General features: G+C 42.7%; 11 protein-coding genes and 1 other RNA gene. 11 read left to right on the top strand and 1 reads right to left on the bottom strand.

Annotated elements, in window-relative coordinates; genetic code table 11:
• Positions 1 to 28: 28 nt before the first annotated feature.
• From gap to ssrA, 10 genes are all read left to right on the top strand, one after another.
• Complete coding sequence (gene gap / locus ACX9YW_RS12840) at positions 29 to 1,036, top strand: type I glyceraldehyde-3-phosphate dehydrogenase (RefSeq protein ID WP_460346932.1); 1,008 nt, start codon at positions 29 to 31, stop codon at positions 1,034 to 1,036.
• Positions 1,037 to 1,328: 292 nt separating this feature from the next.
• Positions 1,329 to 2,513 carry a phosphoglycerate kinase gene (locus tag ACX9YW_RS12835; protein WP_460346930.1) on the top strand — a complete coding sequence of 395 codons (1,185 nt, stop codon included), beginning with the start codon at positions 1,329 to 1,331 and terminating at the stop codon, positions 2,511 to 2,513.
• Between the two features lie 62 nt (positions 2,514 to 2,575).
• Complete coding sequence (tpiA, locus tag ACX9YW_RS12830) at positions 2,576 to 3,334, top strand: triose-phosphate isomerase (protein WP_460346927.1); 759 nt, start codon at positions 2,576 to 2,578, stop codon at positions 3,332 to 3,334.
• Positions 3,331 to 4,866 carry a 2,3-bisphosphoglycerate-independent phosphoglycerate mutase gene (gene gpmI, locus ACX9YW_RS12825; RefSeq protein ID WP_460346925.1) on the top strand — a complete coding sequence of 512 codons (1,536 nt, stop codon included), beginning with the start codon at positions 3,331 to 3,333 and terminating at the stop codon, positions 4,864 to 4,866. Before tpiA ends, gpmI begins: the two co-directional genes overlap by 4 nt.
• A 46-nt stretch (positions 4,867 to 4,912) precedes the next feature.
• Entirely contained in the window at positions 4,913 to 6,208 is a 1,296-nt protein-coding gene (gene eno / locus ACX9YW_RS12820) for a phosphopyruvate hydratase (protein ID WP_460346923.1), read from the top strand.
• A gap of 151 nt (positions 6,209 to 6,359) precedes the next feature.
• Positions 6,360 to 6,593, top strand: a complete 234-nt coding sequence (gene secG, locus ACX9YW_RS12815) for a preprotein translocase subunit SecG (RefSeq protein WP_460346921.1) — start codon at positions 6,360 to 6,362, stop codon at positions 6,591 to 6,593.
• Between the two features lie 241 nt (positions 6,594 to 6,834).
• A complete protein-coding gene (locus tag ACX9YW_RS12810; RefSeq protein WP_460346919.1) occupies positions 6,835 to 7,581 on the top strand; it encodes an alpha/beta hydrolase in 747 nt (248 codons plus the stop codon).
• 24 nt (positions 7,582 to 7,605) lie between these two features.
• Positions 7,606 to 10,017, top strand: coding sequence for a ribonuclease R (gene rnr, locus ACX9YW_RS12805; protein WP_460346917.1), 2,412 nt, complete (start codon positions 7,606 to 7,608; stop codon positions 10,015 to 10,017).
• Positions 10,018 to 10,183: 166 nt separating this feature from the next.
• Positions 10,184 to 10,651 (top strand): SsrA-binding protein SmpB, encoded by a 468-nt coding sequence (smpB, locus tag ACX9YW_RS12800; protein ID WP_460346915.1) that lies wholly within the window; start codon positions 10,184 to 10,186, stop codon positions 10,649 to 10,651.
• 179 nt (positions 10,652 to 10,830) lie between these two features.
• Positions 10,831 to 11,190: a transfer-messenger RNA gene (ssrA, locus tag ACX9YW_RS12795) on the top strand.
• Between the two features lie 117 nt (positions 11,191 to 11,307).
• Here the strand turns inward: ssrA and ACX9YW_RS12790 are convergent.
• Positions 11,308 to 12,015 carry a DUF421 domain-containing protein gene (locus ACX9YW_RS12790; protein WP_460346913.1) on the bottom strand — a complete coding sequence of 236 codons (708 nt, stop codon included), beginning with the start codon at positions 12,013 to 12,015 and terminating at the stop codon, positions 11,308 to 11,310.
• A 324-nt stretch (positions 12,016 to 12,339) separates the two neighbouring features.
• On the opposite strand from ACX9YW_RS12790, the gene ACX9YW_RS12785 reads away from it, so the two are divergent.
• Positions 12,340 to 13,452 (top strand): uracil-xanthine permease family protein, encoded by a 1,113-nt coding sequence (locus tag ACX9YW_RS12785; protein ID WP_460347102.1) that lies wholly within the window; start codon positions 12,340 to 12,342, stop codon positions 13,450 to 13,452.
• Positions 13,453 to 13,458: the final 6 nt, after the last annotated feature.

Below are 13,458 nucleotides of genomic sequence, written 5' to 3'. Positions count from 1 at the left end.
TGGTTTACATTTAAAGGAGGATATTATCATGGCAGTAAAAGTTGGTATTAATGGATTTGGACGAATTGGACGTGTAGTATTTCGGGCAGCATTAAATAATCCGAATGTAGAAATCGTGGCTGTTAACGACTTGACAGATGCAAATATGTTAGCACATCTTTTAAAATATGATTCCGTTCACGGTACTTTAGATGCGGATATTAAAGTAGATGGTGAGTATCTTGTTGTAAATGGTCATAAGGTGAAGGTTATCGCTGAACGTGACCCTGCAGCTTTACCATGGGGCGAGCTTGGTATTGAAGTAGTTGTAGAATCTACGGGACGTTTCACAAAACGTGCAGATGCAGCAAAACATTTAGAAGCTGGCGCTAAAAAAGTCGTCATCTCTGCTCCGGCAAATGATGAAGACATCACGGTTGTTATGGGGGTTAACCATGATAAGTACGATCCGGCTAACCATCATGTCATTTCAAACGCATCTTGTACAACGAACTGCTTAGCACCATTTGCAAAGGTTTTAAATGACCAATTTGGTATTAAGCGCGGTATGATGACAACGGTTCACGCTTATACAAACGACCAACAAATTCTAGACTTACCGCATAAGGATTATCGTCGTGCTCGTGCAGCAGCAGAATCAATTATCCCGACTTCTACTGGAGCAGCCAAAGCAGTTGCGTTAGTATTACCTGAATTAAAAGGTAAATTAAACGGGATGGCGATGCGTGTTCCAACGCCGAACGTATCTGTTGTGGATTTAGTTGCAGAATTAGAAAAGGATGTCACTGCTGATGAAGTAAACGCAGCATTAAAAGCAGCAGCAGAAGGCGATTTAAAAGGAATTCTTGAATACAGCGAAGAGCCACTAGTGTCTCGCGACTACAATGGAAATACGGCTTCTTCAACGATTGACGCATTATCCACAATGGTTCTTGAAGGCAACATGGTGAAGGTTCTTTCTTGGTACGACAATGAAACAGGTTACTCTAGCCGTGTGGTTGATTTAGTCGATTATATCGCGAAAAAAGGACTTTAGGTCTTAGGACTCCGTAATGGGTCAAAAAAAGTCCCGAAAACCTTTCGAAATCATTGGCTATTACAAAACCGAACCGCTATAATATAAAATGGAAAATCATGCTACAAGCTAACAACAGGGGAGCGGGGAAGAATCCCCCTCTCCTTTACTATGTCACTTCACCGCTTTAAAGTAAGTGTATTTTTTAAAGCACTAAAGCGCATTAACGCTTTAGCGCTTTAAAAAACTCGGGGACAGTCCCCACATGCTTTAAAGTGCTAAAGTATTTTATTTTTATAGGAGGTCTTTTCAGGTGGATAAGAAGACGGTTAAGGATGTTGAGGTTAGAGGGAAGAGGGTTTTTTGTCGGGTTGATTTTAATGTGCCGATGCAGGATGGCAAGATAACAGATGATACGCGAATTCGTGCAGCTTTACCAACGATTCAGTACTTAATCGAACAAGGTGCTAAGGTGATCTTAGCAAGCCACTTAGGACGTCCTAAGGGTAAGGTTAATGAAGACATGCGCCTAACAGCCGTTGCAGTGAGACTATCTGAATTGCTCAACAAACCTGTCCAAAAAGCTGACGATGCATACGGGGACAATGTCAAAGCTGAAATCGCGCAAATGAATGAAGGCGACGTGTTGCTACTCGAAAACGTTCGTTTCTATCCGGGTGAAGAAAAGAATGACCCCGAATTAGCAAAAGCATTTGCCGAACTAGCTGATGTTTATGTTAATGACGCTTTCGGTGCTGCCCATCGTGCCCACGCATCAACGGAAGGAATTGCTCACTATCTACCAGCAGTTTCCGGATTACTTATGGAAAAGGAACTTGCGGTGTTAGGAAAAGCATTATCCAATCCTGAAAGACCGTTCACAGCCATTATCGGCGGTGCTAAAGTAAAAGACAAAATTGATGTCATCGATAACTTACTAGAAAAAGTGGATAACCTAATTATCGGGGGCGGGCTTGCCTACACTTTTATCAAAGCAAACGGCCATGAAATCGGTCAATCGCTTTTAGAAGAGGATAAAATCGAGCTAGCCAAATCGTTCATGGAAAAAGCGAAATCAAAAGGTGTAAACTTCTACATGCCAGTTGATGCGGTAATTGCTGATGAATTTTCACCGACCGCCAACTCCAAAGAAGTCGATATCGACGCGATCCCAGCGGATTGGCAATCACTAGATATTGGTCCTAAAACGGCAGCCATCTACAAAGATGTCATCCAAAATTCGAAGCTTGTGATTTGGAACGGACCAATGGGCGTATTCGAATTCGACCAATTTGCGAACGGAACAAAGGCAATTGCAGAAGCCCTCGCAGAAGCTACAGATACATATTCCGTCATCGGTGGCGGAGATTCAGCGGCGGCAGTTGAAAAATTCAACCTAGCTGATAAAATGAGCCACATCTCTACAGGCGGCGGTGCCTCCCTTGAATTTATGGAAGGTAAAGCACTACCTGGAGTTGTCGCATTGAACGATAAATAAAGCAATAGAAAAAAATGGACTCACGCAAGCAGTCCCTTTCAAAACAGGAAGGATGAACCTAAATGCGAAAACCAATCATTGCAGGAAACTGGAAAATGCACAAAACACTAGCAGAAGCCACGCGCTTTCTGTCAGAAATGAAAACAGCGATTCCCGTCAACGAAAGAGTAGACTCCGTTATTTGTGCGCCAGCGCTATTTTTAGAGCGCTTAGTCGATGCGGCCAAAGGCTCTGATGTAAAAATCGGTGCCCAGAACATGCATTTTGAAAAAAACGGTGCTTTTACAGGAGAAATTAGCCCAGTGGCATTAGCGGATCTTGGCGTTCAATACGTTATTCTTGGACATTCCGAACGCCGCGAAATGTTCAATGAAACCGACGAAGCAGTGAATAAAAAAACACTTGCTGCTTTTGAGCATGGCCTCACACCAATTGTTTGCTGTGGTGAAACATTAGAGCAACGCGAAGCTGGCCAAACCAATCAGCTTGTTGAAAACCAAATCAGGATTTCTCTAACAGGTCTATCCGATGAACAGGCAAAACAAACCGTCATTGCATACGAGCCTATTTGGGCCATTGGCACAGGAAAATCATCATCAGCTCAAGATGCAAATGAGGTATGCGCTCATATCCGCCATGTGGTAGCCGAACAATTTTCACAGGAAGTGGCCGAAGCGGTTCGCATCCAATATGGTGGGAGTGTAAAACCAACCAACATCGCTGAGTATATGGCTCAACCGGATATTGATGGTGCACTTGTAGGCGGAGCAAGCCTGGATGCACAAAGCTACCTGCAATTAGTGGAGGAAGGATCGAAATGACGAAAGCACCTGTTGCGTTAATTATCCTCGACGGTTTTGCCTGCCGCGATGAGGTGAAAGGAAATGCCGTATCTCAAGCGAATAAACCAAATTTCGACCGTTATTGGAATCAATTTCCTCATTCTCATTTAACGGCGTCAGGAGAAGCCGTCGGATTGCCAGAAGGACAAATGGGTAATTCAGAGGTAGGGCATCTTAATATCGGTGCAGGCCGAGTAGTCTACCAAAGCTTAACCCGCGTCAATGTGGCCATTCGCGAAGGAGAGTTCGAACGGAACGAAACGATTTGTGCCGCTTTAGAACATGTGAAAAAAAATAATACCAATCTCCACTTGTTTGGTCTTTTATCAGACGGTGGAGTGCATAGCCATATCAGCCATATGTTTGCGTTATTAAAGCTTGCTGCTGAAGAAGGCGTAAAAAACGTTTACGTTCATGCCTTCTTAGATGGTCGTGATGTCGGACCACAAACAGCGACGAAATATATAGAGGAAACATTGGCGAAAATGAAGGATTATGGCGTTGGCGAATTCGCGACGATTTCCGGACGCTATTACTCAATGGACCGCGATAAGCGCTGGGAACGCGTCGAGAAATCGTATCGTTCCATGGTTTATGGCGAAGGTCCAACTTACACGGACCCGTTAGAAGTCGTAAAGGACTCTTACGCTAACGGAATCCATGATGAATTCGTCCTGCCATCCGTGTTGGTAAAAGAAAACGGTGAGCCAGTTTCAACCATAAAGGATAACGACGCCGTTATTTTCTATAACTTCCGTCCTGACCGGGCCATCCAAATCTCAAATACGTTCACGAACGAAGATTTTCGCTCGTTTGACCGCGGACCAAAGCATCCGAAACATTTGCATTTCGTTTGCTTGACTCATTTTAGCGAATCGGTAAACGGCTATGTAGCGTTTAAACCAACAAACTTGGATAATACGCTTGGTGAAGTTCTCTCACAAAACGGTCTTAAACAGCTGCGCATTGCGGAGACCGAAAAATATCCGCATGTCACCTTCTTTATGAGCGGTGGTCGGGAGGCAGAATTCCCAGGTGAAGAGAGAATACTCATCCCTTCGCCAAAAGTGGCTACATACGATTTGAAACCAGAAATGAGTGCTTATGAAGTAACTGACACATTGGTAAAGGAAATCCAGTCAGACAAGTTTGACGCGATTATCTTGAATTTTGCTAATCCGGATATGGTTGGACATTCAGGCATGCTCGAGCCGACGATTAAAGCGGTAGAAACGGTCGATGAATGTCTCGGACGTGTCGTGGATACCATTTTAGCAAAGGGTGGTAAAGCGATTATCACCGCTGATCATGGAAATGCTGATGAAGTGGTAACGTTAGAAGGACAGCCGATGACTGCTCATACGACAAACCCGGTACCGGTAATCGTCACGGCCGAGGGAGTAACTCTTCGCGACGGTGGCATTCTTGGTGATTTAGCGCCAACTGTGTTAGATTTATTAGGATTGGAAAAACCTGTTGAAATGACAGGAAGTTCATTAATTAATAAATAAATAAATAAATAAATAAATAAATAAATAATCTAAGGAGAGATTGTTCATGCCATTTATTACAGATGTTTACGCACGCGAAGTATTAGATTCACGCGGAAATCCAACGATTGAGGTAGAAGTGTTCACAGAATCAGGTGCATTTGGCCGTGCGATGGTCCCAAGTGGAGCGTCAACCGGTGAATACGAAGCAGTCGAGCTTCGCGACGGTGACAAGGACCGTTACCTAGGTAAAGGTGTGCAAAAAGCGGTTGACAATGTCAACGAAATTATCGCGCCAATGTTAGTAGAAGACGAATACAATGTACTTGACCAAGTAGGCATCGATAACGCGTTAATCGAGCTTGACGGGACAGAAAACAAAGGTAAATTAGGCGCAAACGCTATTCTAGGTGTTTCAATGGCAGTTGCACATGCAGCGGCTAACTACTTAGACATGCCTTTATACCAATACCTTGGCGGATTCAACGCGAAGCAATTGCCAGTTCCAATGATGAACATCGTTAACGGCGGTGCGCATGCCGATAACAACGTTGACATTCAAGAATTCATGGTTATGCCGGTTGGCGCTGAAAACTTTAAAGAAGCACTTCGTATGGGTGCAGAAATTTTCCACAGCTTGAAGTCTGTATTAAAAGCTAAGGGCTTAAACACTGCGGTTGGTGACGAAGGCGGCTTTGCACCAAACCTTGGTTCGAACGAAGAAGCTCTTACAACCATCATCGAAGCAATTGAAAAGGCTGGCTATAAGCCAGGTGAGCAAATTGCCCTTGCAATGGACGTTGCGTCTTCTGAGCTTTACAACAAAGAAGATGGCAAATACCATTTAGCGGGTGAAGGTGTTGTGAAAACATCTGAAGAAATGGTTGATTGGTACGAAGAACTATGCTCGAAATACCCAATCATCTCTATCGAAGATGGCCTTGATGAAAACGACTGGGCAGGTCACAAGCTATTAACTGAACGTATTGGTAAAAAAGTTCAATTAGTCGGTGACGACTTATTTGTTACAAATACAAAGAAACTTTCTCAAGGAATTGAGCAAGGCATTGCTAATTCCATCCTGATTAAGGTTAACCAAATCGGTACGTTAACAGAAACATTTGACGCGATTGAAATGGCGAAACGCGCTGGCTACACTGCGGTTATTTCCCACCGTTCTGGTGAAACAGAAGATAACACAATCGCTGATATCGCTGTTGCGACTAATGCTGGCCAAATTAAAACAGGTGCTCCATCCCGTACAGATCGCGTAGCGAAATACAACCAATTACTTCGCATTGAAGATCAATTAGGTGATTCTGCGCAATTCCATGGCCGTAAATCTTTTTACAACTTAAAATAATTTAACATAGGGGGCAGGCTTCGGTTTGCCCCCTGTTAATGTTTTGAAGGGACTTTCTGGATTTTGCCAAGGAATCACTATTGTCCTATTCCAATAATTATGATAAATTATTAATATTGCATAATGTACGTTTTTTCAGGAGGTGGCTTTCATGCATGCATTTTTAGTTGTTTTATTAATTATCGTTAGTTTAGGCCTTATCGCTGTCGTTTTATTGCAATCAGGTAAAAGCGCAGGACTTTCAGGAGCGATCTCTGGTGGAGCAGAACAGCTTTTTGGTAAACAAAAAGCACGAGGCATCGACCTTATCTTACACCGCATCACTATCGTGCTAGCAGTCCTATTCTTCATCCTAACAGTACTAGTAACATACTTTAAATTCTAATAAACAAAACCAAGAGCCGCCTTCCCGTAGGGAAGGCGGCTCTTTAGTGCTCTAAAGCATGTATATTTTAAAAAAACTCGCAGACAATCCCCCCGCACACCTTAACGCGTTAATGCAAAGCGGGACTGTCCCCACATGCTTTAAAGTGTTAAAGTGAAGTTGCTATTATTGGACTTATCCGGCAACGCTTTGTTAAAACTAAGGAAGAGGTTGTTTTATTTAGCTTAAAGGAGTATCGAATATGAAAATATCCTTACCGAAACCATTTACATTTGCAGGAGGCCCACGGGCTGTCCTTTTATTACACGGATTCACCGGCAATTCTTCAGATGTACGGATGCTTGGCCGCTACTTAGAGGCTAGAGGCTATACCTGCCATGCACCACATTACAAAGGCCATGGAGTTCCGCCGGAGGAGCTTGTACACACAGGTCCCAACGACTGGTGGCAGGACGTACAAAACGCCTATCAATACCTAAAAGACCTTGGCCATAACGAAATCGCTGTTGCTGGTCTATCGCTCGGAGGAGTTTTTTCCTTAAAATTAGGTTACACTTTACCTATAAAGGGTATTGTCCCTATATGTGCACCAATGCATATTAAAAGTGAAGAGGTCATGTATAAAGGAATATTGGACTATGCCCGCGAATATAAAAGGCGTGAAGGAAAAACGAACGAAATAATCGAACAAGAAATGCAAGACTTCGAAAAAACACCAATGCAAACGTTAAAAGCGTTACAAGATCTCATTCAACAGGTTCGTGACAATATCGACATGATTTACGCACCAACCTTTGTCGTCCAAGCCCGTCACGATGAAATGATTAACACTGAAAGTGCTAACATTATTTACAATGAAATTGAGTCACCAACGAAACAATTGAAATGGTACGAAGAATCAGGTCATGTTATCACCCTTGATAAGGAAAAAGACCAGCTACACGAAGATATTTATCAGTTTTTAGAAACATTAGATTGGGCAGAATAAATAATAAAAAAGGAGGTTGGCAAAATGACTGAAGAAATTCAAAACCATATTGACCGCCTACTCCGGCATATGAAGGAAGAAACCTATAAACCACTTACCGTTCAAGAGCTCGAGCAATCCTTTGGCATTAAGGACTCGGCAGACTTCAAGGATTTTGTCAAAGCGCTAGTCCTTATGGAAGAAAAAGGGCTAGTTGTCCGAACACGCAGCAATCGTTACGGACTTCCAGAAAAAATGAATCTAATCCGCGGGAAACTAACAGGACATGCAAAAGGCTTTGCTTTTGTCATCCCAGATGAACCCGGCATGGATGATATTTTTATCCCACCAAATGAAACGAACCAAGCCATGCACGGCGACATCGTCCTTGCTAGAATTAACAGTGAAACGTCCGGACAAAGACGGGAAGGTACAATTGTACGAATTTTAGAAAGAGGCATCCAGCGGGTTGTCGGTACATACGTCGAAAGTAAGAGTTTCGGTTTCGTCATTCCTGATGATAAAAAATTTGCCAGTGACATCTTTATTCCGAAAGCTGGCTCAAAAGGTGCCGTTGAAGGACATAAGGTTGTCGTCCAATTAACCAGCTATCCAGAGGGCCGAAAAAGTGCTGAAGGAGAAATCATTGAAATTCTCGGTCATAAAAATGATCCAGGAGTCGATATTCTCTCCGTCATTCACAAGCACGGCCTACCAGGACCGTTCCCTGAGGAAGCGATTCAGCACGCCAATGAAACCCCGGACGAAATTGATCCGAGTGAGCTTGAGAATCGCCGTGACTTACGAAACGAAGTCATCGTCACAATTGATGGTGCGGATGCTAAAGATTTAGACGATGCCGTTACGGTTGAAAAATTAACCAATGGCAACTTTAAGCTCGGGGTCCATATTGCAGACGTTTCTTATTATGTTACCGAAGATTCACCTATTGATCGTGAAGCGGCTGACCGCGCAACGAGTGTGTACCTTGTAGACCGCGTGATTCCAATGATTCCACATCGACTATCAAACGGAATTTGCTCGTTAAATCCCAAGGTTGATCGCCTAACACTATCTTGTGAGATGGAAATTACCACTACAGGAGAAGTCATTTCGCACGAAATTTTCCAAAGTGTCATTAAAACAACAGAGCGTATGACCTATTCTGATGTGAATAAAATTTTAGTCGATAAAGATGAAGAGGCTATGAAACGCTATGAGGCGCTCGTTCCAATGTTTGAGCTGATGGGAGAGCTTGCTGCCATTTTGCGAGAAAAGCGAATGAACCGTGGCGCGATTGACTTTGATTTTAAAGAGGCAAAGGTTTTAGTAGAAGAGGACGGCAAACCAGTTGATGTGGTTCTTCGCGAACGTTCGGTTGCTGAACGACTAATTGAAGAATTCATGTTGGCGGCAAACGAAACGATTGCTGAGCATTTCCATTGGTTAGATGTTCCGTTCATCTACCGAATTCATGAGGATCCGAAGGAAGAAAAATTACAAAGATTCTTCGAATTCATAACGAACTTCGGTTATTTAGTTCGCGGAACGGCGAATTCCGTTCACCCAAGAGCCCTACAGGAAATAATTGAAGAAGTACAAGGGAAACCGGAAGAAATGGTTGTATCAACCGTCATGCTACGCTCGATGCAGCAAGCAAAATATGATCCGCAAAGCCTAGGGCACTTCGGATTATCGACCGAATATTACACGCACTTTACTTCACCTATTCGACGTTATCCTGACCTGATCGTCCATCGATTAATTCGTACTTATTTAGTTGAGGGCAAGTTGGATGATGCGACACGGGAAAAATGGAATGCCCTTTTACCTGAGATCGCGATGCATTCTTCGAAAATGGAGCGTCGTGCTGTCGATGCCGAGCGTGAAACGGATGAGTTGAAGAAAGCCGAGTACATGGAGGATAAAATTGGTCAAGAATACGACGGAATAATTAGTTCTGTGACGAATTTTGGTATGTTCGTAGAACTTCCAAATACGATTGAGGGTCTAGTTCATGTCAGCTATATGACCGATGATTACTATCGTTTTGATGAGCGCCATTATGCGATGATTGGCGAACGCACCGGAAACGTCTTTCGCATCGGCGACGAGATTACGGTCCGCGTTATCAACGTCAATAAAGAGGAACGCTCGATTGACTTTGAAATCGTTGGTATGAAGGGAACTCGTCGCGAACGAAGTGATACGAAGAAGATTTTCAGAACAAGTGGTGGTAACGGTGGCGGAGGTCGCCAGGGCGCACGTGGCGGTGGCCAAGGCCGTGGTCGAGATGGACGCCAAGGTGGAGGTTCTCGAGAAGAGTCTGGTGGCCAAGGACGAGGCAATTCCGGCGGAGGTTCTGGTGCTGGTGGCGAGGGAAAAAAAGCAAAAAAGAAACGTAAATTCTACGAGAACGCCCCAAGTGCCAAGCGGAAATCGAAAAAACGGAGATAGACTTTTTATGAAGGACATTAAGATGCAACAAGGTCAAAATGTCCTTCATAAGCTCGATGAAAGACATTTTTAGCCCAAAACGGACCCAAATTGTCTTTCATCATCATCCCTCTTTCATCCAAATCAATCTTTTGATAAAATGAAGCAATAGGAAGGGGGAGACAAGATGCCAAAAGGAGAAGGCAAACAGGTTGCCCAAAACAAAAAAGCATATCATGATTATTTTATTGAAGAAACATACGAAACCGGAATCGTCCTTCAAGGAACGGAGATCAAGTCAATTCGTGCCGGAAAAGTGAACTTAAAGGATTCCTATGCAAGAATTCAAAATGGTGAAGCTTGGTTATACAGCATGCACGTAAGCCCGTATGAGCAAGGTAACCGCTACAACCATGATCCTTTACGACCAAGAAAGCTACTACTGCACAGACGGGAAATCAACAAGCTATTAGGTGAAACAAAAGAAGTTGGATATGCGCTTGTTCCATTAAAACTTTATTTAAAAAATGGATTCTGCAAGGTTCTACTCGGTCTTGCCAAAGGGAAAAAGAATTACGACAAACGTGAAGACCTAAAGCAAAAAGAAGCAAAACGTGAGATTGAACGTGCATTCCGCGATCGCCAAAAACAATAATCAACAACAAATGGAAATACATTTACAGTAACTAACAATTGAAAAACCATAGCTGTGTGTTATAATAAATTATGTCGCCGGGTTACAAAGAAACAAAAGCGACAAACACTTAGCTCAACTAAAACATGAGCTTCCGAACGTCAAGCATGGCGAACAAGCAATGCTGACCATTCTAACATGGGGACGCTACGGATTCGACAGGGGTAGTTCGAGCTTGGGTGGCGAGTCGAGGGGATCGGCCTCGTTAAAACGTCAACGCCTATAACTGGCAAAACTAACAACAACTTAGCTTTCGCAGCTTAATACTGCATAGCTGTTCGCCCCTCCATCGCCTATGTGGTAGGGTAGCGGACTCACTCTAAGTAGGCTACGCCGGAGCTCACCGTCTGAGGGCAAAGGAAGAGAACAACCAGGCTAGCTGGCCGGGCGCCTGTCGATAGGCAGATGGATTCAGCGAAACGCGAATATGTCGACTACACTCGTAGAAGCTTAAGTGCCGTTATCTTTGGACGAGGGTTCGACTCCCTCCGTCTCCACCAAATACATATTTGGTGGTTTTTTATTTTGCTTTTTTACCTTGGAATCCCAAAAAAGGGGCGATGCTCGCCCACACAATCTCCGCCCTAATAGGAAAGTACCTGTGGTAAATTTCCCACTCAATTATCTCTCCCAGGCTTGTAGTAATATGGATCGCCCTTATGTTTTTGAATATTATTTGCATCTATAAATAATTCTCCGTTTTCTAAATATGTCGCTAATGTTATATTCTCTACTTTCTGACCTACTTTTTTTACTTCGTTCATTAACCATTCATTATCTAATTGCAAATATTTCAAATTATGACTTACAATTTGACCATCCATGATCAGTGGTATGGGAAGATATGCTTTACTAACATTTAATTTTAAATCATTAGGTTGAACAGGACGATATTCCGACTTTGGGAAAACGCTTAAATCACCGGTTTGCTCCATAATGGCAATCGCAATATTTTGTGTATCTGTGTACCCTTTTACCCTAAGTTGTGATAGTAATTCATTCAATGGCATACGTTCTTTTTTTAGCATTTTTCTATCTATTTTTCCATTTTGAATTAATACAGTGGGATTTTCGTAAATAATCCATCGTAATTTGTTATGTAAAGATAATCGTATAATAATTTTGTATAAAATCACCATAATGACAGAATAAACAATTGCTTTTCCAATACTCTCCACTTCGACTGGCGTACTAATGATATTGGTAAGGACCAGAATGTAAAGTAAATCAAAAGTATGCATTTGAGCAACGGCCTTTTTTCCTGTGACTCTTAACAAGAAATATCCTGCAAAAAAAACGATTATGGCCCGGTAAAGTATTTCCAAGCATATGCCCCCCTAAAAAACATGAACCCTGATATAGGACTTACATTATTAAAAAAATCGTTCTATTAGAATTTCTTATTACTACTAAAACTATTTTGTCCAAAATTTGATTGGTAATAAATCGAAATTTCCTCCGACATCATTTGTTTTTATTCTATTCCTAAAGGACCTTTAGCGGAGGAAATTAAATGGGACAAAAGAACTTCCATGTATTCTAAAAAAAAATAGAATGAATATATCATAGTGAAGGTACTATTAAAGGGGGGAAAATGTTTGAAAGCATTTTTGAAAGCGATACCATTATCTTTACAGCATTTGTTTGCGATGTTCGGTGCAACCGTTTTAGTGCCAGCTTTAACCGGTCTTGATCCAGGAAGTGCCCTTATTGCCAGTGGTGTCGGAACCTTGATTTTCCATCTTATCACAGGCGGTAAGGTTCCTATGTATCTAGGTTCATCCTTTGCCTTTATAGCTCCACTTGCTTTATATGTTGGGAAGTTACATTCACCTGGTCAAGCCGTTGCAGGTCTTATCAGCGTTTCCATTGTTTATGCCATTGTATCTTTGATTATTACCTTTGTCGGTTTTGAAAAAGTACGTAAGGTCATTCCAGCCGTTGTCACCGGACCTGTTGTCAGTATTATTGGTCTTTCACTGGCAACCACGGCGGTAACTAACATGGCTTCGACCCAATGGGATGTTGCGATCGTCAGTCTTCTTGCAGCCATCATTGCAGCGCTTGCAGGCCCAAAGGTGATACGACTGTTGCCACTCATAATCGGTCTTGCAGTAGGGTACGGCTATGCCGCGGTACGTGGATTTATTGATTTTGATACGATTGCCTCTGCACCTGCTTTTGTTCTACCCCATGTCACTATGCCGGAATTTACCTGGGTCGTGATTCTTGGAATGGCGCCGATTGCCCTCGTTACCATCATCGAAGACCTTGGACATATGTTTGTGTTAAATGAGATTATTGGGAAAGATGTGACAAAGAATCCTGGATTTTCGAGAATCTTATGGGGAAATGGTGTTGCAACACTCATATCTGGCTTTATAGGCGGACCAGCCCAAACAACTTATGCAGAGAATCTAGGGGTTTTAGCTATCACACGTCAGTTTTCCAGCAGGATTATTCAAGGCGCTGCTGTTCTAGCCATTATTCTTGGTCTGTTCGGTAAAGTTGGCGCTCTTATTCAATCCATTCCAGTTGCTGTAATGGGTGGCATATGTATATTGTTGTTTGGTATGATCGCTGCGATGGGAATCCGTCACCTCATTGAGGAAAAAGTGAATCTAGTTAATATGAAAAATTTGATTATCGTAGCCATTGTCTTCATTATCGGGGTTGGATATGCTCATTATGGTATCGCCTTTGCTACCATTGCCGGATTGCTAATCCATTGGCTTGTACCCGATTTTACGACAAAGCATTAACATTAT

Source organism: Pseudoneobacillus rhizolycopersici (assembly GCF_054786815.1).
This window is presented reverse-complemented; position numbering and strand designations above follow the sequence as displayed.